The organism is Lactobacillus sp. ESL0261 (genome assembly GCF_003693025.1).
Lineage (GTDB): Bacteria > Bacillota > Bacilli > Lactobacillales > Lactobacillaceae > Lactobacillus > Lactobacillus kullabergensis.
Genome location: NZ_REHN01000011.1, coordinates 1 through 21,041, shown reverse-complemented (window position 1 = coordinate 21,041; position 21,041 = coordinate 1). Strand labels below are relative to the sequence as shown.

39 protein-coding genes and 1 pseudogene are annotated in these 21,041 nt (G+C 37.3%); 37 read left to right on the top strand and 3 right to left on the bottom strand.

All coding sequences use genetic code 11. The annotated features are described in order from the left end of the window. The first annotated feature begins 7 nt into the window (after positions 1 to 7). The 37 genes and pseudogenes from rplD (at position 8) to F5ESL0261_RS10135 (ending at position 18,976) form a co-directional block, all read left to right on the top strand. Complete coding sequence (gene rplD, locus F5ESL0261_RS07490) at positions 8 to 640, top strand: 50S ribosomal protein L4 (RefSeq protein WP_034980465.1); 633 nt, start codon at positions 8 to 10, stop codon at positions 638 to 640. Beyond that, complete coding sequence (gene rplW / locus F5ESL0261_RS07485) at positions 637 to 948, top strand: 50S ribosomal protein L23 (protein WP_034980462.1); 312 nt, start codon at positions 637 to 639, stop codon at positions 946 to 948. The genes rplD and rplW overlap by 4 nt, the downstream gene beginning before the upstream one ends. 15 nt (positions 949 to 963) lie before the next feature. Beyond that, positions 964 to 1,800, top strand: a complete 837-nt coding sequence (rplB, locus tag F5ESL0261_RS07480; RefSeq protein ID WP_045928454.1) for a 50S ribosomal protein L2 — start codon at positions 964 to 966, stop codon at positions 1,798 to 1,800. 18 nt (positions 1,801 to 1,818) lie between these two features. Beyond that, positions 1,819 to 2,100, top strand: a complete 282-nt coding sequence (gene rpsS / locus F5ESL0261_RS07475; protein WP_034980456.1) for a 30S ribosomal protein S19 — start codon at positions 1,819 to 1,821, stop codon at positions 2,098 to 2,100. 19 nt (positions 2,101 to 2,119) lie between these two features. After that, positions 2,120 to 2,473 (top strand): 50S ribosomal protein L22, encoded by a 354-nt coding sequence (rplV, locus tag F5ESL0261_RS07470; protein WP_122052751.1) that lies wholly within the window; start codon positions 2,120 to 2,122, stop codon positions 2,471 to 2,473. Between the two features lie 13 nt (positions 2,474 to 2,486). Continuing rightward, complete coding sequence (gene rpsC / locus F5ESL0261_RS07465; RefSeq protein ID WP_034980450.1) at positions 2,487 to 3,158, top strand: 30S ribosomal protein S3; 672 nt, start codon at positions 2,487 to 2,489, stop codon at positions 3,156 to 3,158. Then, on the top strand, positions 3,158 to 3,598 hold the full coding sequence (gene rplP / locus F5ESL0261_RS07460; RefSeq protein ID WP_045928453.1) for a 50S ribosomal protein L16: 441 nt from the start codon (positions 3,158 to 3,160) through the stop codon (positions 3,596 to 3,598). Before rpsC ends, rplP begins: the two co-directional genes overlap by 1 nt. After that, positions 3,588 to 3,785: a 50S ribosomal protein L29 gene (gene rpmC / locus F5ESL0261_RS07455; protein WP_034980443.1), complete on the top strand. Its 198-nt coding sequence runs from the start codon at positions 3,588 to 3,590 to the stop codon at positions 3,783 to 3,785. Before rplP ends, rpmC begins: the two co-directional genes overlap by 11 nt. A gap of 18 nt (positions 3,786 to 3,803) precedes the next feature. After that, positions 3,804 to 4,070 carry a 30S ribosomal protein S17 gene (gene rpsQ, locus F5ESL0261_RS07450; RefSeq protein ID WP_034980439.1) on the top strand — a complete coding sequence of 89 codons (267 nt, stop codon included), beginning with the start codon at positions 3,804 to 3,806 and terminating at the stop codon, positions 4,068 to 4,070. 32 nt (positions 4,071 to 4,102) lie between these two features. Then, on the top strand, positions 4,103 to 4,471 hold the full coding sequence (gene rplN, locus F5ESL0261_RS07445; RefSeq protein WP_045928452.1) for a 50S ribosomal protein L14: 369 nt from the start codon (positions 4,103 to 4,105) through the stop codon (positions 4,469 to 4,471). A gap of 16 nt (positions 4,472 to 4,487) precedes the next feature. Continuing rightward, entirely contained in the window at positions 4,488 to 4,751 is a 264-nt protein-coding gene (gene rplX / locus F5ESL0261_RS07440; protein ID WP_045928451.1) for a 50S ribosomal protein L24, read from the top strand. Between the two features lie 14 nt (positions 4,752 to 4,765). After that, the gene (rplE, locus tag F5ESL0261_RS07435) at positions 4,766 to 5,308 is read left to right on the top strand and encodes a 50S ribosomal protein L5 (protein ID WP_034980431.1); all 543 of its coding nucleotides are present in this window, start codon (positions 4,766 to 4,768) and stop codon (positions 5,306 to 5,308) included. Positions 5,309 to 5,320: 12 nt separating this feature from the next. Next, positions 5,321 to 5,506, top strand: coding sequence for a type Z 30S ribosomal protein S14 (locus tag F5ESL0261_RS07430; RefSeq protein WP_034980430.1), 186 nt, complete (start codon positions 5,321 to 5,323; stop codon positions 5,504 to 5,506). A gap of 22 nt (positions 5,507 to 5,528) precedes the next feature. Continuing rightward, positions 5,529 to 5,927: a 30S ribosomal protein S8 gene (gene rpsH, locus F5ESL0261_RS07425; protein WP_038523731.1), complete on the top strand. Its 399-nt coding sequence runs from the start codon at positions 5,529 to 5,531 to the stop codon at positions 5,925 to 5,927. A gap of 24 nt (positions 5,928 to 5,951) precedes the next feature. Beyond that, on the top strand, positions 5,952 to 6,482 hold the full coding sequence (rplF, locus tag F5ESL0261_RS07420; RefSeq protein WP_046332452.1) for a 50S ribosomal protein L6: 531 nt from the start codon (positions 5,952 to 5,954) through the stop codon (positions 6,480 to 6,482). Positions 6,483 to 6,503: 21 nt separating this feature from the next. Continuing rightward, a complete protein-coding gene (gene rplR / locus F5ESL0261_RS07415; RefSeq protein WP_034980422.1) occupies positions 6,504 to 6,863 on the top strand; it encodes a 50S ribosomal protein L18 in 360 nt (119 codons plus the stop codon). Between the two features lie 16 nt (positions 6,864 to 6,879). Beyond that, positions 6,880 to 7,386: a 30S ribosomal protein S5 gene (rpsE, locus tag F5ESL0261_RS07410; RefSeq protein WP_034980420.1), complete on the top strand. Its 507-nt coding sequence runs from the start codon at positions 6,880 to 6,882 to the stop codon at positions 7,384 to 7,386. Between the two features lie 13 nt (positions 7,387 to 7,399). Next, entirely contained in the window at positions 7,400 to 7,585 is a 186-nt protein-coding gene (gene rpmD / locus F5ESL0261_RS07405; RefSeq protein ID WP_034980417.1) for a 50S ribosomal protein L30, read from the top strand. Between the two features lie 23 nt (positions 7,586 to 7,608). Further along, entirely contained in the window at positions 7,609 to 8,049 is a 441-nt protein-coding gene (rplO, locus tag F5ESL0261_RS07400) for a 50S ribosomal protein L15 (RefSeq protein ID WP_034980414.1), read from the top strand. Beyond that, positions 8,049 to 9,344 carry a preprotein translocase subunit SecY gene (gene secY / locus F5ESL0261_RS07395; protein ID WP_034980412.1) on the top strand — a complete coding sequence of 432 codons (1,296 nt, stop codon included), beginning with the start codon at positions 8,049 to 8,051 and terminating at the stop codon, positions 9,342 to 9,344. The genes rplO and secY overlap by 1 nt, the downstream gene beginning before the upstream one ends. Positions 9,345 to 9,354: 10 nt before the next feature. Next, positions 9,355 to 10,011 (top strand): adenylate kinase, encoded by a 657-nt coding sequence (locus F5ESL0261_RS07390; RefSeq protein WP_034980410.1) that lies wholly within the window; start codon positions 9,355 to 9,357, stop codon positions 10,009 to 10,011. A 65-nt stretch (positions 10,012 to 10,076) separates the two neighbouring features. Then, a complete protein-coding gene (gene infA / locus F5ESL0261_RS07385) occupies positions 10,077 to 10,298 on the top strand; it encodes a translation initiation factor IF-1 (protein WP_034980408.1) in 222 nt (73 codons plus the stop codon). Between the two features lie 14 nt (positions 10,299 to 10,312). Further along, positions 10,313 to 10,429 (top strand): 50S ribosomal protein L36, encoded by a 117-nt coding sequence (gene rpmJ / locus F5ESL0261_RS07380; protein ID WP_006729432.1) that lies wholly within the window; start codon positions 10,313 to 10,315, stop codon positions 10,427 to 10,429. A gap of 20 nt (positions 10,430 to 10,449) precedes the next feature. Beyond that, entirely contained in the window at positions 10,450 to 10,800 is a 351-nt protein-coding gene (gene rpsM, locus F5ESL0261_RS07375) for a 30S ribosomal protein S13 (RefSeq protein WP_122052750.1), read from the top strand. Positions 10,801 to 10,822: 22 nt separating this feature from the next. Next, the gene (gene rpsK / locus F5ESL0261_RS07370; protein ID WP_034980403.1) at positions 10,823 to 11,206 is read left to right on the top strand and encodes a 30S ribosomal protein S11; all 384 of its coding nucleotides are present in this window, start codon (positions 10,823 to 10,825) and stop codon (positions 11,204 to 11,206) included. A 45-nt stretch (positions 11,207 to 11,251) separates the two neighbouring features. Then, positions 11,252 to 12,190 (top strand): DNA-directed RNA polymerase subunit alpha, encoded by a 939-nt coding sequence (locus F5ESL0261_RS07365; protein ID WP_034980402.1) that lies wholly within the window; start codon positions 11,252 to 11,254, stop codon positions 12,188 to 12,190. A gap of 25 nt (positions 12,191 to 12,215) precedes the next feature. Continuing rightward, a complete protein-coding gene (rplQ, locus tag F5ESL0261_RS07360) occupies positions 12,216 to 12,599 on the top strand; it encodes a 50S ribosomal protein L17 (protein WP_034980401.1) in 384 nt (127 codons plus the stop codon). 306 nt (positions 12,600 to 12,905) lie between these two features. Beyond that, entirely contained in the window at positions 12,906 to 13,757 is an 852-nt protein-coding gene (locus F5ESL0261_RS07355; RefSeq protein WP_122052749.1) for an energy-coupling factor ABC transporter ATP-binding protein, read from the top strand. Continuing rightward, positions 13,733 to 14,578 carry an energy-coupling factor transporter ATPase gene (locus F5ESL0261_RS07350; protein WP_122052748.1) on the top strand — a complete coding sequence of 282 codons (846 nt, stop codon included), beginning with the start codon at positions 13,733 to 13,735 and terminating at the stop codon, positions 14,576 to 14,578. Before F5ESL0261_RS07355 ends, F5ESL0261_RS07350 begins: the two co-directional genes overlap by 25 nt. A 4-nt stretch (positions 14,579 to 14,582) precedes the next feature. Further along, the gene (locus F5ESL0261_RS07345; RefSeq protein WP_034980397.1) at positions 14,583 to 15,380 is read left to right on the top strand and encodes an energy-coupling factor transporter transmembrane protein EcfT; all 798 of its coding nucleotides are present in this window, start codon (positions 14,583 to 14,585) and stop codon (positions 15,378 to 15,380) included. Then, entirely contained in the window at positions 15,380 to 16,165 is a 786-nt protein-coding gene (gene truA / locus F5ESL0261_RS07340) for a tRNA pseudouridine(38-40) synthase TruA (protein WP_122052747.1), read from the top strand. Before F5ESL0261_RS07345 ends, truA begins: the two co-directional genes overlap by 1 nt. Before the next feature lie 106 nt (positions 16,166 to 16,271). After that, positions 16,272 to 16,715 carry a 50S ribosomal protein L13 gene (gene rplM / locus F5ESL0261_RS07335; protein WP_045928442.1) on the top strand — a complete coding sequence of 148 codons (444 nt, stop codon included), beginning with the start codon at positions 16,272 to 16,274 and terminating at the stop codon, positions 16,713 to 16,715. Positions 16,716 to 16,726: 11 nt separating this feature from the next. Further along, positions 16,727 to 17,122, top strand: a complete 396-nt coding sequence (rpsI, locus tag F5ESL0261_RS07330) for a 30S ribosomal protein S9 (RefSeq protein ID WP_034980394.1) — start codon at positions 16,727 to 16,729, stop codon at positions 17,120 to 17,122. Positions 17,123 to 17,310: 188 nt separating this feature from the next. Then, positions 17,311 to 17,478, top strand: coding sequence for an ATP-binding cassette domain-containing protein (locus F5ESL0261_RS10275; protein ID WP_255409681.1), 168 nt, complete (start codon positions 17,311 to 17,313; stop codon positions 17,476 to 17,478). A 25-nt stretch (positions 17,479 to 17,503) separates the two neighbouring features. Then, entirely contained in the window at positions 17,504 to 18,163 is a 660-nt protein-coding gene (locus tag F5ESL0261_RS07325) for an ATP-binding cassette domain-containing protein (protein WP_255409680.1), read from the top strand. After that, positions 18,144 to 18,793, top strand: a pseudogene (locus F5ESL0261_RS10305) (ABC-2 transporter permease). Before F5ESL0261_RS07325 ends, F5ESL0261_RS10305 begins: the two are co-directional and overlap by 20 nt. Before the next feature lie 18 nt (positions 18,794 to 18,811). Beyond that, a complete protein-coding gene (locus F5ESL0261_RS10135) occupies positions 18,812 to 18,976 on the top strand; it encodes a hypothetical protein (RefSeq protein WP_158595208.1) in 165 nt (54 codons plus the stop codon). Positions 18,977 to 19,485: 509 nt separating this feature from the next. Here the strand turns inward: F5ESL0261_RS10135 and F5ESL0261_RS07315 are convergent. The 3 genes from F5ESL0261_RS07315 to F5ESL0261_RS07305 all read right to left on the bottom strand — a co-directional run. Beyond that, a complete protein-coding gene (locus tag F5ESL0261_RS07315) occupies positions 19,486 to 20,361 on the bottom strand; it encodes an IS3 family transposase (RefSeq protein WP_233560913.1) in 876 nt (291 codons plus the stop codon). After that, positions 20,349 to 20,882 carry a helix-turn-helix domain-containing protein gene (locus F5ESL0261_RS07310; RefSeq protein ID WP_122052745.1) on the bottom strand — a complete coding sequence of 178 codons (534 nt, stop codon included), beginning with the start codon at positions 20,880 to 20,882 and terminating at the stop codon, positions 20,349 to 20,351. The genes F5ESL0261_RS07315 and F5ESL0261_RS07310 overlap by 13 nt, the downstream gene beginning before the upstream one ends. Before the next feature lie 65 nt (positions 20,883 to 20,947). Then, positions 20,948 to 21,041 (bottom strand): IS3 family transposase (locus F5ESL0261_RS07305; RefSeq protein WP_147444110.1); only part of this gene is annotated, 94 nt, incomplete at its 5' end.

The window sequence follows — 21,041 nt, the reverse complement described above, 5'->3', positions numbered from 1 at the left end:
GACTAGAATGGCTAATTTAAAAGTTATTGATCAAAAAGGCAAAGATGCTGGTGAAGTTACTTTAAATGATGAAGTATTTGGTATTAAACCAAATGAAAGCGTAGTTTTTGACGCAATTATCAGACAAAGAGCTGGCAGACGTCAAGGAACCTCGAAGGTTAAAAATAGATCTGCTGTTCGCGGTGGTGGTAAGAAGCCTTGGAAACAAAAGGGTACTGGACGTGCTCGTCAAGGGTCTATCCGTTCACCACAATGGCGCGGTGGTGGTGTTGTTTTTGGACCAACTCCACGTTCTTATGCATACTCAATGCCAAGAAAGCAACGGCGCTTGGCTATCAAGTCTGTTCTTTCCCAAAAATTGATTGATAAAGATTTGATTGTTTTAGATCAATTGACTATGTCAGCTCCTAAAACAAAAGAATTTAAGTCAATCTTGGACGACTTAAAGGTTGAAGGTAAAGTTTTAGTTGTTTCTGAAGATAAAAATATTCAATACTCAGCTAGGAATTTGCCAAACGTTAAGGTTATCACTGCAAATGGCTTGAATGTAGAAGATGTTGTCAACTATGACAAATTAATCTTGACAAAAGAAGCTATTGAAAAGATAGAAAAGAATGTTGAGGGGGCTTCGACGAAATGAGTGCACACGATATCATTTTAAGACCTGTCATTACTGAAAAGTCAACGAACTTAATGGATGATAAGAAATACACTTTCAACGTGCTTTTAACTGCAACCAAGACTCAAGTTCGTGATGCTGTTGAAGAAATTTTTGATGTTAAGGTCAAAAAAGTTAATATCATGAATGTTCGTGGTAAGGATAAGCGTGTTGGTCGTTATTCAGGTAAAACTGCTCGGACACGTAAAGCAATTGTCACCTTAACTGAAGATTCAAATGACATCAAAATTTTCAAAGACGATAACGATAATAAAGAAGAAAATAAGTAATAGGAGGTCAGTCAATTGGCTATTAAAATTTATAAGCCAACCACAAATGGTCGCCGTAATATGACTACTTCTGACTTTGCTGAAATTACTAAGAGCAAGCCAGAGCGTACTTTACTTGAGTCACAATCACATACTGCAGGTCGTAACTCTTATGGTCATATTACTAGCAGACACCGTGGTGGTGGACATAAGCAAAAGTACCGTATCATCGATTTTAAACGCAATAAAGATAACGCTAAAGCTGTAGTTAAAGCAATCGAATACGATCCAAACAGAACTGCTAACATTGCGCTTCTTCACTATACTGATGGTATTAAGGCTTATATCTTAGCACCTAAAGGTTTAACAGTTGGTGATGTGGTTGAATCTGGCGCTAATGCAGATATTAAGCCAGGAAACGCTTTGCCATTAAAGAATATTCCAACTGGTACATCAATTCACAATATTGAATTAAGTCCTGGTAAAGGTGGTCAGCTTGTTAGAAGTGCTGGAGCCAGTGCTCAAGTTTTGGGTAATGATGGTAAGTACACTTTAGTTAAATTACAGAGTGGTGAAGTTCGTAAAATTTTATCAGTTTGTCGTGCAACTATTGGTGTTGTTGGTAATGAACAACATTCGTTAATTCAATTAGGTAAAGCTGGCCGTAGTCGCTGGTTAGGCAGACGTCCGCAATCTCGTGGTTCTGTAATGAACCCTAACGATCACCCACATGGTGGTGGTGAAGGTAAAGCTCCTGTAGGTCGTCCACAACCAATGACTCCATGGGGCAAGAAAGCTCGTGGTATCAAGACTAGAAATAGTAAGAGAGCCAGTGAGAAGCTAATTGTTCGTCACCGTAAAGGTAGCAAATAATAGAAGGAGGGTAATTTAATGAGCCGTAGTATTAAAAAAGGGCCTTTTGCTGATGCATCCTTATTAAAGAAAGTTGATGCACAAGCAGATACAGATAAAAAACAGGTTATTAAAACTTGGTCACGTCGTTCAACTATTTTTCCTTCTTTTGTTGGTTTGACTATAGCTGTTTACGATGGTAGAAAGCATGTTCCAGTATATATTACTGAGGATATGGTTGGTCATAAGTTAGGTGAATTTGTTCCAACGAGAACTTTTCGTGGACATAAGACATCTGACGACAAGGCTACTGCAAAATAAAGAAAGGAGAAACACTTAAATGGCAGAACAAGTTAGTTCAGCTAGGGCGGAAGCAAGAACAGTTCGTATTGCTCCAAGAAAAGCACGTTTAGTTGTTGATTTGATTCGTGGCAAAGACGTTGCTGAAGCATTGGCAATCTTGCGATTCACACCTAGAGCTGCTTCCCCAATCGTTGAAAAAGTTTTACGCTCAGCAATTGCAAATGCAGAACACAATTACGATCTTGAAAGTGCCAATCTTTATGTATCTGAAGCATACGTAAATGAAGGAGCAACTTTAAAGAGATTTAGACCACGTGCCAAAGGTATGGCTTCTCCTATTAATAAGAGAACTAGTCATGTAGTTGTAGTAGTGTCAGAAAAGAACGATTAAGGGAGGTATATTAATGGGTCAGAAAATTAACCCAAATGGTTTTCGTCTCGGCGTAATTCGTGACTGGGAATCTAAATGGTATGCTGACAGAGGATACAAAGAAACCTTAAATGAAGACCTTCGCATCAGAAAATTCATTGATAAGAAGTTAAAGAATGCCTCTGTTTCTACTGTTGAAATTGAACGTGCAGCTAATAGGATCAACGTATCAATCAATACTTCTAAACCAGGTATGGTAATTGGTAAAGGTGGTTCTGAAGTTGAAGCATTGAGAAAAGAATTAAATGCTTTGACTAAGAAACAAGTCCACGTTAATATTGTTGAAATCAAGAAACCTGATCTTGATGCCAAATTAGTAGCTGAAAGTATCGCTAGTCAACTTGAAGCTCGTATCGCTTTTAGACGTGCTACTCGTCAAGCTACTCAAAGAACTATGCGTGCCGGTGCCAAGGGAATCAGAGTACAAACATCTGGCCGTTTGAACGGCGCTGACATGGCAAGAAGAGAATGGCACACAGAAGGTCGTGTTCCATTACAAACTTTAAGAGCAGATATTGATTATGCTTGGGTAAATGCCTACACTACATATGGTGAAATTGGTGTTCAAGTATGGATTAACCGGGGTGAAATCTTACCTTCTAAAAGTAAGAAGCCCGAAAAAGCTGCGAAGGGAGGAAACAAATAATGCCTCTAGTACCAAAAAGGGTAAAACACCGTCGTGAGTTTCGTGGTAAGATGCGTGGTGCTGCTAAGGGTGGTAAAACCATTGCTTTTGGTGAATATGGTTTACAAGCCCTTGAATCGCACTGGATTACTACACAACAAATCGAAGCTGCTCGTGTTGCGATGACTCGTTACATGAAACGTGGTGGTAAGGTTTGGATTAGAATTTTCCCTCAAAAGTCATACACTGCTAAAGGTGTTGGTGTACGTATGGGTTCTGGTAAAGGTGCACCTGCAGGCTGGGTAGCTGTAGTCAAGAGAGAAAAGATTATGTTTGAAATCGGTGGCGTTAATGAAGCAACAGCTCGTGAAGCACTAAGACTTGCTGCAACGAAGCTACCAATTAAATGTAAATTTGTGACTAAAAGTTCGGAAGTAGGTGGCAATTCTAATGAAGGCTAAAGATATCAGAGCATTAACCACTGATCAAATGTTAGATAAGGAAAAGCAATATAAAGAAGAACTCTTTAATTTGCGTTTTCAACAAGCAACGGGTCAATTAGAAAATACCGCTCGCCTAGGCAAAGTTCGTAAAAATATTGCTAGAATTAAAACAATTCTTAGCGAAAAAGCATTGGAAAAAGATTAGTGGAAGGGAGTTATTAACTTGAGCGAATCAATCGAAAGAAATCATCGTCACGTATATCAAGGCCAAGTAATTTCTGATAAGAATGACAAGACTATCACAGTAGTTGTTGATACTTATAAGAACCACCCTGTTTACAAAAAGCGTATTAGATATTCAAAGAAATATTACGCACAAGATGATAAAAATGAAGCTAAAGTTGGCGATACTGTTCGTATCATGGAAACTCGTCCATTATCTCGTACAAAGCGCTTTCGTTTAGTTAAAATTGTTAAAAAATCTGTTTAATTTTGCGGATTTAGTGAGGGGAGGATTATATAGTGATTCAAAATGAATCCCGTTTGAAGGTTGCTGATAACTCAGGTGCCAGAGAACTTTTAGTTATTAGAGTCTTAGGTGGATCAAGACGTAAGACTGGTAACATTGGTGATATTGTTGTTGCAACTGTTAAACAAGCAACACCAGGTGGCGTTGTCAAAAAAGGTGACGTTGTCAAGGCTGTCATTGTTAGAACAAAATCAGGCGCACGTCGTGAAGATGGATCATACATCAAATTTGATGAAAATGCTGGTGTAGTTATCAATGCAGATAAGAGTCCACGCGGTACTCGTATCTTTGGGCCTGTTGCACGTGAGCTACGTGAGCACGACTTTATGAAAATCGTCTCTCTTGCTCCTGAAGTCATATAATAAGTGAGGTGCACTGATGTTTGTTAAAACTGGTGACAAAGTAAAAGTTATTACCGGAAAAGACAAAGGTAAAGAAGGTATTGTTTTATCTGTTAACGTTAAGAAAAACCGTGTAGTTGTTAAAGGCGTTAATAAGATCAAGAAGCATCAAAAACCTTCTCAGACTAATGCTAATGGTGGTGTTGTTGAATCTGAGGGTTCAATCCATGCATCAAATGTTAAGGTCATTGCTAAGTCAGAAGGCAAAACCAATGACAAAAAAGAAGAAACTAAGAAGTAGAAGGGAGGACACAAATGGCAAATTATTTAGCTCAAGAATATAAAGAAAAAATTGTTCCTGCATTGCAAGAAAAGTTTGATTACAGCTCAGTTATGCAAGTGCCAAAGATTGAAAAAATAGTTTTGAACATGGGTGTTGGAGACGCTGTTTCTAATGCTAAAAACTTAGATGAAGCTGTAGAGGAATTGACTTTAATCTCAGGTCAAAAGCCACTGGTTACTAAAGCCAAAAAGTCAATTGCTAACTTCCGCTTGCGTGAAGGTATGTCTATTGGTGCTAAGGTAACTCTTAGAGGCGATAGAATGTACGATTTCTTATATAAGTTAATCAGTGTTTCACTTCCTCGTGTTCGCGACTTCCGCGGTGTATCAAGCCGTTCGTTTGATGGTCGTGGTAACTACACTTTAGGTATTAAGGAACAATTGATTTTCCCAGAAATTGACTTTGATAAAGTTAATAGAACTAGGGGTTTAGATGTTGTTATCGTTACTACTGCCAATACAGACGAAGAAGCTCGTGAGCTTCTAGGTCAGTTTGGTATGCCGTTTGCAAAATAATGGAGGACATTAATGGCTAAGACATCACAAAAAATTAGAAATCATCGTCCTGCTAAATTTTCTTCACGTGAATATACTCGTTGCGAGAGATGTGGTCGTCCACGCTCCGTTTATCGTAAGTTTGGCTTATGCCGTATTTGCTTGAAAGATTTAGCTCACAAAGGTCAAATCCCAGGCCTCAAAAAGGCTAGTTGGTAATACGGATTGGAGGATAGCATAAATGGTCATGACAGATCCGATCGCAGACTACTTGACTAGAATTAGAAATGCCAATATGGCAAAACATAATTCTGTTGAAATTCCTGCATCAAACATTAAAAAATCTATTTCAGAAATCTTGAAACGCGAAGGCTTCATCCGTGATTACGAAGTTACCGATGATAATAAACAGGGTATGATTAAGATTTTCTTGAAATATGGTCCTGACGGCGAACGTGTCATTTCAGGCTTAAAGAGAATTTCTAAGCCGGGTCTTAGAAATTATGTTAGTGCCGAAAACCTACCTAAAGTACTTAATGGTTTGGGTATAGCCATCGTATCTACTTCTGCAGGTGTGATTACTGACAAAGAAGCAAGACAAAAAGATGTTGGTGGCGAAGTTATCGCTTACGTTTGGTAATTCTGACAGAAAGGAGAGCAATCAATGAGCCGTATCGGTTTAAAAACAATTGAAGTCCCAGATAGTGTCACTGTTACCAAAAATGGTGACAATATCACTGTTAAAGGACCTAAGGGTGAATTGACTAGATATTTTGATCCAAAAATTACCTTTAAACAAGAAGATGGCAAGATCAACTTTTCACGTTCAAATGAAAATGATAAAGCACTTCATGGAACTGAAAGAGCTAATCTAGCTTCTATGGTTGAAGGTGTAGTTGATGGTTACAAGAAAACTTTAAAATTAATTGGTGTTGGTTATCGTGCCACTGCACAAGGTAACAAATTAACTTTAAATGTCGGTTATTCTCACCCAGTTGTAATGACTGCACCAGAAGGTGTTTCAGTAAAAGCTACTTCAGCAACTGATATTGAAGTAGAAGGAATTTCTAAGCAAAATGTAGGACAATTTGCTGCTGAAATTCGCGATGTACGTCCGCCAGAGCCTTATAAGGGTAAAGGTATTCGTTATACTAATGAATACGTACGTCGTAAGGAAGGTAAGACAGGTAAATAGTAAAAATTTTGAGGTGAAATTGTGATTTCGAAACCAGATAAGAACAAATTGCGCTTAAAGCGTCATAAACGTATTCGTAGCAAAATTTCTGGTACTGCTGAGCGCCCACGCTTAAGCGTTTTCCGTTCAAACAAAAACATCTACGCTCAATTAATTGATGACGTAGCGGGTGTAACGCTAGCAAGTGCCTCAACTTTAGATGATTCTGTATCAAAGGATCAAACTAAAGTAGAACAAGCTCAAGCTGTTGGTAAAGGTATTGCCGAAGCAGCCAAAGCTAAAAACATTACTAGCGTAGTGTTTGATAGAAGTGGTTATTTATACCACGGCCGTATTTCAGCATTGGCAGACGCCGCTCGTGAAAACGGATTAGAGTTCTAGGAAAGGAGATAAATACATGGCAAACCGCAACGATTCTCGCAATAATCGCAGAAATAAAGACGACATTGAAGATCAGTTAGTAGCAATTAATCGTGTCACCAAGGTTGTCAAAGGTGGTCAACGAATGAGATTTGCTGCTCTGGTAATTGTTGGCGACAAAAAAGGTCGTGTAGGCTTTGGTACTGGTAAAGCTCAAGAAGTTCCAGAAGCAATCCGTAAGGCCGTTGAAGCTGGTAAAAAGAATATGATCAAGGTTCCTAAGGTTGGTACTACTATTCCTCATGAAGTAATCGGTCATTATGGCTCAGGCAGTATTATGATCAAACCTGCTCCAGCTGGTTCAGGTGTTGCTGCTGGTGGTGCCGTTCGTATCGTTATGGATATGGCCGGTATTGCGGATGTTACTTCTAAATCACTTGGTTCTAATACTCCTATTAATGTTGTTCGTGCGACAATAGATGGATTGAAGAAACTTAGAACAAGTGAAGATGTTGAAAAGCTTCGTCACGCTGAACTAGATTAGGGAGACTGGATAAATGACTGAATTAAAAGTTACTTTAATTAGAAGTGCTGCACACCGTCTGCCTGACCAAAGAAAAGTTGTGAAAGCTCTTGGTTTAGGTAGGATTAATAGTACAGCTACTTTACCAGACAATGCTGCAACTCGTGGGGCATTAATGAAAATCGCCCACCTGATTTCAGTTGAAGAAATTAATAAATAGTTAATTGAGGAGGTGCCAAATTAATGAAGCTTCATGAATTACATGCTGCTGAGGGGTCACGCAATACAAGAAAACGTGTTGGTCGTGGTACTTCAAGTGGTTTTGGAAAAACTTCTGGACGTGGCCAAAAGGGACAATTGTCTCGTCAAGGCGGTCATACCCGTCTAGGTTTTGAAGGTGGTCAAATGCCATTATTCAGAACCATGCCAAAACGTGGATTTAAGAACGTTAACCGCAAAGAGTATGCAATCATTAACTTAGATGACTTGAACAAGTATGAGGAGGGCAGCGAAGTTACTGTTGCCAATCTCAAGGAAAAAGGTTTGGTAAAGAAAGAATTATCAGGCGTTAAATTGCTTGCTGAAGGTGAGTTAAAAGTTAAGTTAAACGTAAAGATTAACAAAGTTTCCGCCGCTGCTAAAAAAGCAGTAGAGGCTGCTGGCGGATCTGTTGAGGTGATCTAATGTTTTCGACCTTGAAGAACGCCTTTAAGGATAAAGAAATAAGAAATAAAATTTATTTTACACTCTTTATTCTTTTGATATACCGAATTGGAGCGAATATTACTGTTCCAGGTGTCAACGCAAAAGCGATTACTCAAGTTGCACAAACTGGTTTAGTTCCAATGCTGGATACAGTTTCTGGTGGTGGACTAGATAATTATTCAATTTTCTCATTAGGTGTTTCCCCTTATATAACCGCACAAATTGTTATTCAATTGTTGCAGATGGATATTGTACCTACGTTGGTAGAGTGGGGTAAACAAGGTGAGGTTGGACGTCGCAAAACTAATCAAGTAACCAGATGGCTTGCTTTATTTGTTGCTTTTATTCAAAGTTTGGGAATTACACTTGGTTTTAACGCATTAACTCAAATGGGTTTAGTTAAAAATCAGACTCCTCAAACATACATTGAAATTGCAATAATTATGACAGCAGGAACGATGCTTTTGACTTGGCTTGGTGATGAAATTACTGATAAAGGTTTAGGCAACGGAGTTTCAGTAATTATTTTTGCTGGTATTATAGCTCGGTTACCCCGTGGCTTGTGGCAACTTTATAAAGATGGAGTTATCAATAATAATGCTAGTGATCGTTGGCAAGGGATTTTGTTCTTCATCGCGATTATCATTGCAATACTTATCGTAACCCAATTAGTTACATGGGTAGAACAGGCAGATCGCCGGATTCCAATACAATACACAAGACGGGCAACTATTAGTGGCTCTGAAAGTTTTTTGCCATTAAAGGTTAACGTTTCTGGCGTTATTCCAGTCATTTTTGCTAGTTCATTTATTATTACACCGGCAACAATTTTGATGGCCTTTCAGAAATCTCAGGGTGACCAACAATGGTATAAAATAATGACCAACATATTTAGTATGCAAACTACACCGGGAGTCATAATCTATACAGTTTTAATCATCTTGTTTACGTTCTTCTATGCTTTTGTTCAGGTTAATCCTGAGAAGCTGGCTAAGAATTTGCAAAAACAAGGTGCGTACATTCCGAGTGTTTGGCCCGGCAAAGATACACAAGATTACGTATCAAAGGTCTTAATTAGATTATCAACTGTAGGTTCTGTATTTTTAGGACTTGTAGCATTACTGCCACAACTTGCTACTAATTTTTGGGATTTACCAAGTTCAATTGGATTAGGCGGTACCAGTCTTTTAATCGTTATTGGTGTCGTCTTGGAACTATCTCGTCAAATTAACGGATTGTTAATGAAGAGAGAATACGTTGGATTCATCAGATAGGAACGGATAAATGATTAATATATTTCTTTTAGGTTTGCCTGGTGCTGGCAAAGGTACGGTATCAGAACAAATTGTCGACAAATACCATCTAACTCATATTTCAACTGGGGATATGTTTAGAGAAGCAATGGCTAATGAGACTAAAGTTGGTCTTGAAGCCAAAAGTTACATTGATAAAGGTAATTTGGTACCAGATGAAGTTACTGCCAAGTTAGTTGAAGAACGTTTAGGCCAGCCCGATATTAATGAAGGGTATATTTTAGATGGTTTTCCTCGGACAATTGTTCAAGCGGAACTTTTCGAAGATATTGCTAAGCGCATGAATAAGCAATTAACAAATGTAATTTCACTCGAAGTTAAAGAAGAAACTTTGATAAAACGTTTATCAGCACGTTTTATGTGTAAAAACTGTGGTGCAACATATAATAAAATTACAAAGATGCCTAAAGTTAAGGATATTTGTGATCGTTGTGGTGGGCATGAATTTTACCAACGTGAAGATGACAAACCTGAAGTAGTAAAAAATCGTTTAGAAGTAAACGAAAAGATGAACACACCGCTGAAAGACTTTTACGAGAAAAAAGGTTTGTTAGCTGTTGTAAATGGTGAACAGACGCCTGAAGAAGTTTTTAAGAACGTTGATGCGGTTTTAAGTAAAAAGCAATAATTTGTATATTTACTTTTCCGTGTTATAATTTCAAAGTATGACTGTTTAAATGCGGAGGAACGGCTTTGGCAAAAGATGATGTCATAGAAGTGAAGGGTAAGGTTGTTGATACCCTGCCTAATGCTATGTTTAAAGTTGAATTGGAAAATGGAGCTGTGATTTTAGCACATGTTTCCGGTAAGATTAGGATGCATTATATTCGAATTTTGCCTGGAGACCGTGTTACTGTTGAACTTTCTCCTTATGATTTAACTAAAGGTAGAATAACTTATCGATTTATAAAGTAATAACGGAGGGAAACATGAAGGTTAGACCATCTGTTAAACCAATGTGTGAACATTGTAAGATAATTAAAAGAAATGGTCGTGTAATGGTTATTTGCTCTGCAAATCCAAAGCACAAGCAACGTCAAGGTTAAGATAATAGGAGGTGCAATTTATGGCACGTATTGCTGGTGTTGACTTACCAAGAGATAAAAGAATAGTTGTTGCATTAACATATATTTATGGAATTGGTGAACCAACAGCACAAAAGATTTGTGCGGATGCTGGTGTTTCTGAAGACATACGTTCAAAAGATTTGACTCCAGATGACCAAGAGAAGCTTCGTGCAGAAGTTGATAAATACCGTGTTGAAGGTGACTTACGTAGAGAAGTAAGCATGAACATCAAGCGGTTAATTGATATTGGTTCTTACCGTGGTATTCGTCACCGTAGAGGACTTCCGGTTCGCGGTCAAAATACCAAGAATAATTCCCGTACACGCAAGGGTAGCAAGAAAAATAAATAAAAATTTTTAAGGAGGTTTATTGATGCCTAAAACAGCACGTAAACGCCGTGTGAAGAAGCACGTTGAAAAAGGCGTTGCTCATATTCATTCTACGTTTAACAATACTTTAGTCATGATTACTGACGTTCAAGGCAATGCAATTGCTTGGTCTTCAGCTGGTGCATTAGGCTTTAAAGGTAGTCGTAAGTCTACACCATTTGCAGCACAAATGGCAGCCGAAGCAGCAGCCAAGAGTGCAATGGATCAAGGCATGAAACATGTAGAAGTTTCTGTTAAAGGTCCTGGTGCTGGCCGTGAATCTGCTATTAGATCGCTACAAGCGACTGGACTTGAAATCACCGCTATTCGCGATGTTACTCCAGTTCCTCACAATGGTTCTAGACCACCAAAACGTCGTCGTGTTTAATTTTGTTCTTATTGAAGGACATTGCGTTTTGAAAGGGGCCTAGTAATGATTGAATTTGAAAAACCAAATATTACCGTTGTGGACCAAGAAAAGTCTTATGGTAAATTTGTTATTGAACCACTTGAACGAGGCTTTGGTACTACTTTAGGTAACTCATTACGTAGAGTTTTACTGACATCTATCCCAGGTACAGGACTTGTTTACGTTCAAATAGATGATGTCTTACACGAATTCTCAACCGTTCCGGGCGTAAGAGAAGATGTCGCTAAGATAATCCTGAACCTTAAGAAACTTGAATTAAAGTCTTTTTCAGATGAACAAAAGATTATTGAAATTGACGTAGAGGGTCCGGCTACTGTAACCGCCGATGATCTTAAAGCTGACGCAGATATTCAAATCCTGAATCCTGATCAATATATTTGTACAATTGCTGATGGTGGCCACTTGCATATGCAAATTGCTGTTAAAAATGGTCGCGGCTATGTTGCAGCAAGTGACAACAAGAGCGAGGATATGCCAATTGGGGTTATTCCTGTTGATTCTTTATTTTCTCCAATAAAGAAGGTCAATTACCAAGTTGAATCAACTCGTGTTGGTAAAAGAGACGATTTTGACAAGCTCACTTTAGAGATTTGGACAGATGGTTCAATCAAGCCTAACGATGCCCTCAGTTTCGCAGCAAAAATATTAGTTGCACACTTTAAAGTGTTTGAAACTGCTGATGCAAATACTAAATTCAATGATGTAATGGTTGAAAAAGAGGACGATACAGCTGAAAAGAAGCTTGAAATGACAATTGAAGAGCTTGATCTTTCTGTTCGTTCATACAATTGTCTTAAACGTGCCGGTATTAATACACTGCAAGAACTAACTGACAAAACAGAAGCAGATATGATGCGTGTACGTAACTTAGGACGTAAATCGTTGGAAGAAGTTAAAAATAAATTAGCTGACTTGGGACTATCATTGCGTCAAGAAGATTAATTTAAAAAATAAAGGAGGTAAACTGATGGCATACCGTAAATTGGGTCGCGACAGTGCACATAGAAAAGCAATGCTGAGAGAAATGACTACTCAATTAATCATGAAGGAACGCATTACTACTACTGAAGCTCGTGCTAAAGAAGTTCGCAAAACCGCCGAAAAGATGATTACTTTAGGCAAACGTGGAGATTTGGCTGCAAGAAGAAGAGCAGCTGCCTTTGTTCGTGATGAGGTTGCAGATATTCATGAAGAAAAAGATGCAGTTGTTGTTAAATCAGCTTTGCAAAAGCTTTTTAGCGATATTGCACCGCGTTACAAAGATAGAAATGGTGGATACACCAGAATTATGAAGCTTGCTACAGCTCGTAAGGGTGATGCAGCTCCAATGGTTATTTTAGAATTAGTTTAATTCAAATAATCCAAACTTAATAGCTATTAAGAATTATCCGTGAGAGTGAGAATAAGCGTTAAGATGATGACGAAAGTTTAGTCTAGCTTAGATAATTATATTATCCCTCCTCATGGGTGATTTTTTTTGCTCTTTTAATTTTGTTTAAGCACAAAACAGGAAGATATTTTTAAAATTGAATTCAGAACGGGTTAAAGCATATTAAATAGTGAAACTGATAATTTTGATGTGCAAAGGTGCCAATCAGTATTCAGAATTGTTGATATTTTTGGTACAATTGAATCAGACTTTTAGGACGGTGAGAGTATGGCAAATGATAATATTATTAAAATAAAAAATGTAAGTTTTTCGTATCCAGAGTCAGACACTCCCGCTATAGACAATATTAGTTTCAATGTGAGACGGGGTTCATGGACTTCAATTATTGGTCATAATGGTAGTGGTAAATCAACAATTATCCGCCTAATTAATGGCTTGCTGGTACCTGATGAAAGCGGAAGCCCTTTAATCGAAGTAGATGGAATAAAACTAACGGACGATACAGTTTGGGAAGTTCGCAATAGAGTAGGCATTGTCTTTCAAAATCCTGATAATCAGTTCGTGGGAGCAACGGTGGCTGATGATGTTGCATTTGGTTTAGAAAATCGTGGCATTCCTCATTCAGAAATGGTTAAAATAGTTCCGGAAGCAATTAAAGCCGTCGGAATGAGTGAATATGCCAACTCTGAGCCTGCAAATTTATCCGGTGGTCAAAAGCAAAGAGTGGCTATTGCTGGTATATTAGCTATTAAACCCAAAATAATTGTGTTAGACGAAGCTACTTCAATGCTTGATCCTGAAGGAAGAAATCAAATATTATCAATTGTTCAAGATATGAAGGATAAGTATGACTTGACTGTAATTTCTATTACTCATGATATTGATGAAGCTAATATGGCTGATCAAGTTTTAGTAATGAATGATGGTAAATTAATTACACAAGGAAGTACTAAAACAGTTTTTAGTCAGGTTAGTCTTCTTAAAAGCATAGGGTTAGATGTGCCCTTCTTTGAGCAAATTAAAGAAAAATTGCAGCAAGATGCAATAAAATTACCTGATAACTTAGATTCAGAAAAAGAGTTGATTAATTATCTATGTCAATTAAATTCAAAAATGTAAGCTACATTTATTCTCCCGAAACTCCACTTGCAAAAAAAGGGTTAGATAATGTTTCTTTTGAGTTAAAAGATGGTTCTTTTAATGCAATAATTGGGCATACTGGGAGTGGGAAGTCGACTCTTATGCAGCATTTTAATGCTCTTATTAAGCCTGCAGCAGGAAAAATAGAAATAGCTGGTACAACTATAACGCCAGAAACTACCAATAAAAATTTAAAAGATTTAAGAAGACATGTAAGTCTGGTTTTTCAGTTTCCCGAAACGCAGTTGTTTGAAACTACAGTTTTGGATGATATTGCCTTTGGCCCTAAAAATTTTGGTTATGCCAATGAAAAAGCTCTTGCAAGTGCCAGGTTTTGGCTAAAAAAAGTTGGTTTACCTGAAGAGATTGGTAAACGATCACCTTTTGAGTTATCTGGTGGGCAAATGAGGAGAGTAGCAATAGCAGGAGTAATGGCATATGAACCAGATATTCTTTGTTTGGATGAGCCAGCAGCTGGTCTTGATCCAGAAGCGCGTAAACAAATGATGGCACTTTTTTCTGATTACCAAAAAGACGGGCATACGGTAATTTTAGTTACCCATAATATGGATGATGTGGCTAAATATGCTGACAATGTTTTAGTTATGGAACAAGGTAAACTTATTAAGCAAGACACACCTACAGAAATTTTTAAAAATCGTAAGTGGTTGCAAGAGCATCACCTTGAAGAACCTAAAGCTTCTTTGCTTGCAGCTAAATTAACTAATTATAAATTTACAAAAATGCCATTAAATATAAATAGTTTAGTAAAAGAAATAGAAGATAATTTGAAGGGGTGATTGCGTGAGTAAAATCTTAATTGGTCGTTATGTAGCTGGTGATTCGATAGTCTATAGAATGGACCCTCGAGGGAAATTACTCGCAACTATTCTCTTTATTTTATTTGTCTTTTTGGCTAATAATCCAATTTCATATCTTATAGTAACTATCTTTAGTTTAGCTGCAGTTGCTGCTACAAAGCTAAAGCCTAAAATCTTTTGGGATGGAGTAAAGCCATTAATTTGGCTGATTTTGTTCACTTCTTTTTTACAACTATTTTTTACTGTTGGGGGAACTGTATACTGGCGCTGGACAATCTTTGCCTTATCAAGTTACGGCATTACTAATGCAATTTTTATATTTATTCGTTTTACTGTAATTATTTTAATCTCCACAGTAATGACGGTTACAACTAAGCCACTTGAAATTGCTGATGCGATCGAATGGCTATTAAAACCGCTTAAATTGATTCGTATTCCAGTAGATAAGATAGCACTTGTAATGTCAATAGCACTTCGCTTTGTGCCCACTCTATTTGATGAAACTTTTAAAATAATGAATGCTCAGCGCTCACGTGGTGCAGATTTTAATAACGGCGGATTAGTTACTAGAGCAAAGGCAATCACACCACTTTTAGTGCCACTGTTTATTAATTCTTTGGAAACGGCAATTGATTTATCAACTGCGATGGAGTCTCGCGGATATCGCGGTGATAAGGGAAGAACAAAATTTAGAGTATTAAAATGGTCTAATGTAGACTTTATAAATTTGTTTTATTTTGTTTTATTATTAGGACTTCTATTAGTATTTAGGACACATTGATGACAACAAGATATAAAATGACAGTCGCTTATGACGGGCATCTATTTCACGGATTTCAGTATCAGACACACCAAAGAACTGTGCAAGGTACAATTGAAACAGCATTATATAAAATGACAAAAGGCAAAACCGTGATTGTCGAAGGTTCAGGCCGTACAGATGCTGGTGTTCATGCACTAGGTCAAGTAATTCATTTTGATTATCCAGGTAAACAAATTCCACCTGAAAGAATGATTTGTGCATTGAATTCAATGATGCCACTAGATATTATATTTAAAAATTGCGCAGTAGTCGATGAAAAATTTCATGTTAGATATAGTGCAAAAGGTAAGTGGTACCGGTACTGTGTTAGTCTGGATAGGTTTGTTGACCCTTTTAAACGTTTCTATACAGGACACTATCCTTATCCAGTTGATATAGAAAAAATGAAAAAAGCAGCTGCTGATTTGCTGGGTACTCATGATTTCACTAGTTTTGCTGCTAGTGGTGGCCAAATAAAAAACAAAGTGCGTACGATGTATTACGTAAATATACAAAAAGATCAAAGAAATAATGAAATTATCTTTGATTTTATTTGTTCAGGATTTCTTTATAACATGGTTCGTATTTTAGTAGCTATGTTATTAGAGATTGGCAGAGGTAAACGTCCTGTAAATGATATTCCCCGGGTAATATCTGCTAAGGATCGAGAACAGGTGAGAGAAACTGCTCCAGCAAGTGGACTATTTTTGTATCATGTTTTTTATGAAAATATACCGGAAAAGTACAGGCTTGATAGGGATTAATATTGACTTTTTAATTAAAAAGACTTATTATATTTAAGTATGTTTGTCCACGATAGGCCCCGGAATCTTATTGTTTTCAAACAACGTATAAACGGAGGGAATTAAATTGCGTACTACACAATTAGCGAAACCTAATGAAATTGAACGTAAGTGGTATGTTATTGACGCAACAGATGTATCTTTAGGTCGTCTGTCAACTGCAGTAGCAACTATTTTAAGAGGTAAGAACAAGCCTCAATATACACCAAACGTTGACACTGGTGATAACGTCATTATTATTAATGCCGCTAAACTAAAGTTAACGGGTAAGAAAGCTACTGACAAGATTTATTACCATCACTCTGATTACCGTGGTGGTATAAAAGCCACTCCAGCTGGAGACTTGCTGGCTAATAATCCAGTTAGATTAGTTGAATTGTCAGTTAAGGGTATGCTTCCTAAAAATACTCTCGGTCATCAAGAGTTTATGAAGATGCATGTTTATGCTGGTGCTGATCACAAGCATGAAGCACAAAAGCCTGAAGAATTAGACATTAACAAATTAATCTAGGAGGTTAAATAATGGCACAACAAGTTGCATATGCAGGTACCGGTCGGCGCAAGAATTCTGTTGCGCGTGTTCGTTTAGTACCAGGTAGCGGCAAGATTACTGCTAATAACAAAGATATTGATCAATACATTCCATTTCCTAACTTAGTTAAGGATTTGAAACAACCATTGACTTTGACTGAAACTGAAAATCAATACGACGTTAAGGTTAACGTAAATGGTGGTGGTTTCTCTGGGCAAGCCGGAGCTATTCGTTTAGGAATTGCACGCGCTCTTCTAGAAGTTGACCCTGATTTTCGTGGTCCTTTAAAGAAAGCGGGATTCTTGACTCGTGATCCAAGGATGGTTGAACGTAAGAAACCAGGTCTTAAGAAAGCTCGTAAAGCTTCACAATTTAGTAAACGTTAATCAGTACGATTATATCAGCGTTTGAAAGCACTTCATGGTTTATACCATGAGGTGTTTTTTTTATAATTTTTTTGCAAAATTCACACCATTACTTTAAAAAGCAATATGCGCTACTGACTTTGATAAACTTAATTTGAAGTAGTTTAATGGTTGTATATATGATGTTGCAATCATGGTGAGGTATAAATATGGACACAAAACCAGTAATAGATGTGCTAAATTTAAGTAAGCGATATGAAAATTTTCAGCTACAAATTAATAATTTAAAAATAAATGAAGGTAGTATTGTTGGTTTAATTGGTAAAAATGGGTCAGGTAAGTCAACTTTTTTGAACTTACTATCAAATAAAAAGTGAAACAAGCAGTGTAAAAATTTTTGGTTTGGATTATGCTAAAGATGAATACCAGATAAAACTTAACTTAGGTGTAATTTTGGAGCAAAATTATTTTCCAAACTCATTTTCTGTTCAACAAATTGAGAAAATGCTAGAAAAAATTTATCCCAGGTGGGATAAAAAACTCTATCACAATTTAATTGATGAGTTTGATTTGCCTACCAATAAGCCTATTAGTAATTTTTCAAGAGGGATGCTTGCTAAATTAAATTTTGCTGCCACTCTTTCTCATCATCCTAGACTCTTAATTGCTGATGAAGCAACTAGTGGGCTTGACCCCATTGTAAGGAGAGAAATCTTATCTATGTTAAAAGAATATGTCAATAATAATCAAATGACGGTATTATTGTCTTCACATATCTTAAGTGATTTAGAACAAGTTGCTAACTATTTTATTTTTATGGAAAATGGCAATATTTTATTAAAGGGTAGTAAAGGTGAGTTGCTTAATCATTATGCAATTAAAACAGAGATAACAGACCTTCCATTGAAGAACATCAAATATAAACTATACCAAGATAACATGGTTCAATATCTAGTTGAAGTATCACAAGAAAGTGTTGATTATATAGATTATGCTTCATTAGAGGAAATATTCCTATTTTTAGTAAAAGGAGTAAAGATAGATGAGAGGACTTCTTTATAAGGATTTTCAACTTATACTAAATAAGCTAAGTGTGAAAAGTAGATTGCTAATCATATTAGTACTACTTTTGGTGATAATTTTTGGTAGGGAGTCTGGAACGATTTTTCTCTCAATAATGGGACCGATTAGTTTAGCATCAATGCCAACTGGTCTATTGATTGCTGACCAAGAAAGTGGATGGAACAGATTTGTAGGTGTTTTTCCTATTCCCAAAAGAAATATAGTTTTAGCCAGATATATTTTTTGTATTTCTTTAATTGTATTTATTACTTTATAACTTTAATTTTAAGCATTGCCACTGCTCTAATTTTCCAACAATTTAGCCTGCAAATTCATATAATGATATCGATAGTTGGCTTATTGATTGGTATCATGTATGTAGTACTCTTACTCCCAGCAGTTTACGCTTCAGGCACGTTTGGAATCACAATTGTAAATATACTGGTTTTAGTCCTTATCATGGGAGGGGTTTATATTTTGCAGAAAACAACTTTGGGTCTGTTGTTCATCACTTGGATAAGTAACACTAATGCTTTCGTGCTAATAGTTACAAGCTGTTTCTTAATAGCAGTAATATCAATCGTTTCAATGATAATTTCAACAAAAGTATATTCCAATACATTTGAGTAGTTAGGAGTTTGAACTATTATGACTAAAAAATCATATCATCAAATAGCTGTTGCTTTAGCAATAGTTTCAATTGTACTCGCAGTCGGGATACTGATCTGGGGAGAAAGAGGGACTGCTTTTCTTGCAATTATCCCCGCCTTAATTGCTGATTTAATAGAACGTAAGGGAAAGAAAGCAAAATAAGTAAGCGTAAATCTATTGTTTGTTGAAAATATGCTTTTTGTTCTTAACTTTTGAATATTAGAAAGACATTAGCTGAGTATAAAAGTGCCTTTCTAATTTATGTTCTATTGGAATAATTAATTGGGAATATTCTACAAAAGTTTACCAAAGTAAGTTATTGAGTAGTGTGAACTTTTAGTATTTATCAACTCAATTCATATATTTTAGAAGTGAAACTCATATCATTCATTTGAAGTTAGTTGAAACTTATTGAAGCACTAGTTTCAGAAAAGCGAGAAGACACCTGATATTAAAGTCTTTTGAAATATAGTTAAACCAGATCTTAAGAAGGTTCGTAACGCTTCACGATTTTGTAAGTGCTACTTACTTATTCTTAGTGTATTGCATTATTTATTATAATAATTATCAAAGGTAGGATTATGACAAAAATTGAATTAACACGTTTTCGTATTAAAAAAGGTAAAGAATTAAGAGCACAGGAAGTTAACCCCTAGAATTGGACGTTAACATTAATTCATGTTTGCTAAGGCCGTATTCCGATATTCAATCGGGGTGCGGCCTTTTAGCGTGTGCCTGATTCTAGCTTGATTGTAGTATTTAATCCATTTTTCCATGGCCTCCTGCAGCGCTTTCTTAGTAGGATAGGTATAGGTGTAGTAGTCTAGCTCAACCTTCATGATGTGAAAGAGACTCTCGCAGGCCGCATTGTCGCGGCAGGTCGCCCGTCGCGACATGCTTTGAAAAACGTGGTGCTGTTTTAGGGTCTGACAATATGCTTTGGACTGGTATTGAATGCCCTGATCGCTGTGAATCGTCATGCGGTAAGGCAGTTTGGGCCGGATCGCCAAAACCTGCTTGAGTCCATCTAGAACATATTTGGTCTGCGGCCGCTGACTGATGGTGTAGCTGATGATTTCACCGCTGTAAAGATCTTTAAAGGGCGAGAAATATAACCGTTGGCTCATGCTCTTATTGCCATAGCGAAACTCGCTGATATCGGTGACTACCTTTTGGTAGGGCCGATCGGTCTTAAACTTCTGGTGGAAGCGGTTCTTCGCCTTCTTGCCTTGCGGACCTTTTGATGAATCGTACTTGCCTGCACGCAAGTTGTATTTGCGGGCCAGCAGCTTGTGCTCCTTCATCAATCGGTAAATGCGTTTATGGTTCACCTGCAGACCGTACTTGATTTTTAGCGTGTCAGTCATGGGCAGGTAGCCGAAGCTGGGATTATGCCTTTTAACCACTTTAATCAGCGACAGTAAAGCCAGATCGCTGTATTTTTTCCGCCTGCTGCGCGGGTGATACTCGTAGGTGCTCTTGGCTAAAAAGCTATAGTGCAATAGTTCTTGCAGTTGATAGTTGTGCTCATGCCTTAGTTCTTGGATGATGGTCCGTTCTTCTTGCGTTGAGCGTCTTTGCGCCGAGCTAAGGCTTCGACTTTTTTTAGGTAGTCGTTCTCAATGTGGAGCTGACGGTTTTCTAAGCGCAGCCACTCTAATTCAGATAACTCGCTGCTGGTATACTTAACTGGTTTTTTAGACGATTTGTTCATTGGTGGTCGGCCTCGTTTGGTAAAGAGCGCATCAAGCCCGCCTTCGTCAAAACGTTTTTGCCAAATACAAATTAAGCTGGGTGTGGCAATTTTGAAGTGAATGGCGGTATTTTGATAGGTCTCGTCATGTTCTTTTCTCCAGTTTAAGACTTGGAGCTTGAATTGACCACGATAATTTTGCGAGGTGTGCCGAATTTCTAGGCCCTTAACGCCAAAGTGCTGGTATTGCGCAGCCCAGGTATCAATTAGTTGATGTGATCCGGTGCCAATCATTTGCGCCACAGAACGGCTGCTGTAGCCTTCTTTGAGCAAGTTAAGCGCCTGTAATTTTTGTTTGACGGTAAATTTAACCATAGTAAAACCCTCCAGTTGGATTTTTGTCCAATTGAAGTGCAACTAAAAAGTTAGACATTTTAATATTACGCAAGACTCAATGCACGATTTCGATATTTGATCGGGGTCGTGTATTTTAGTTTGTTTGATCTTCTAATATGATTGAACCAGTAAACGTAA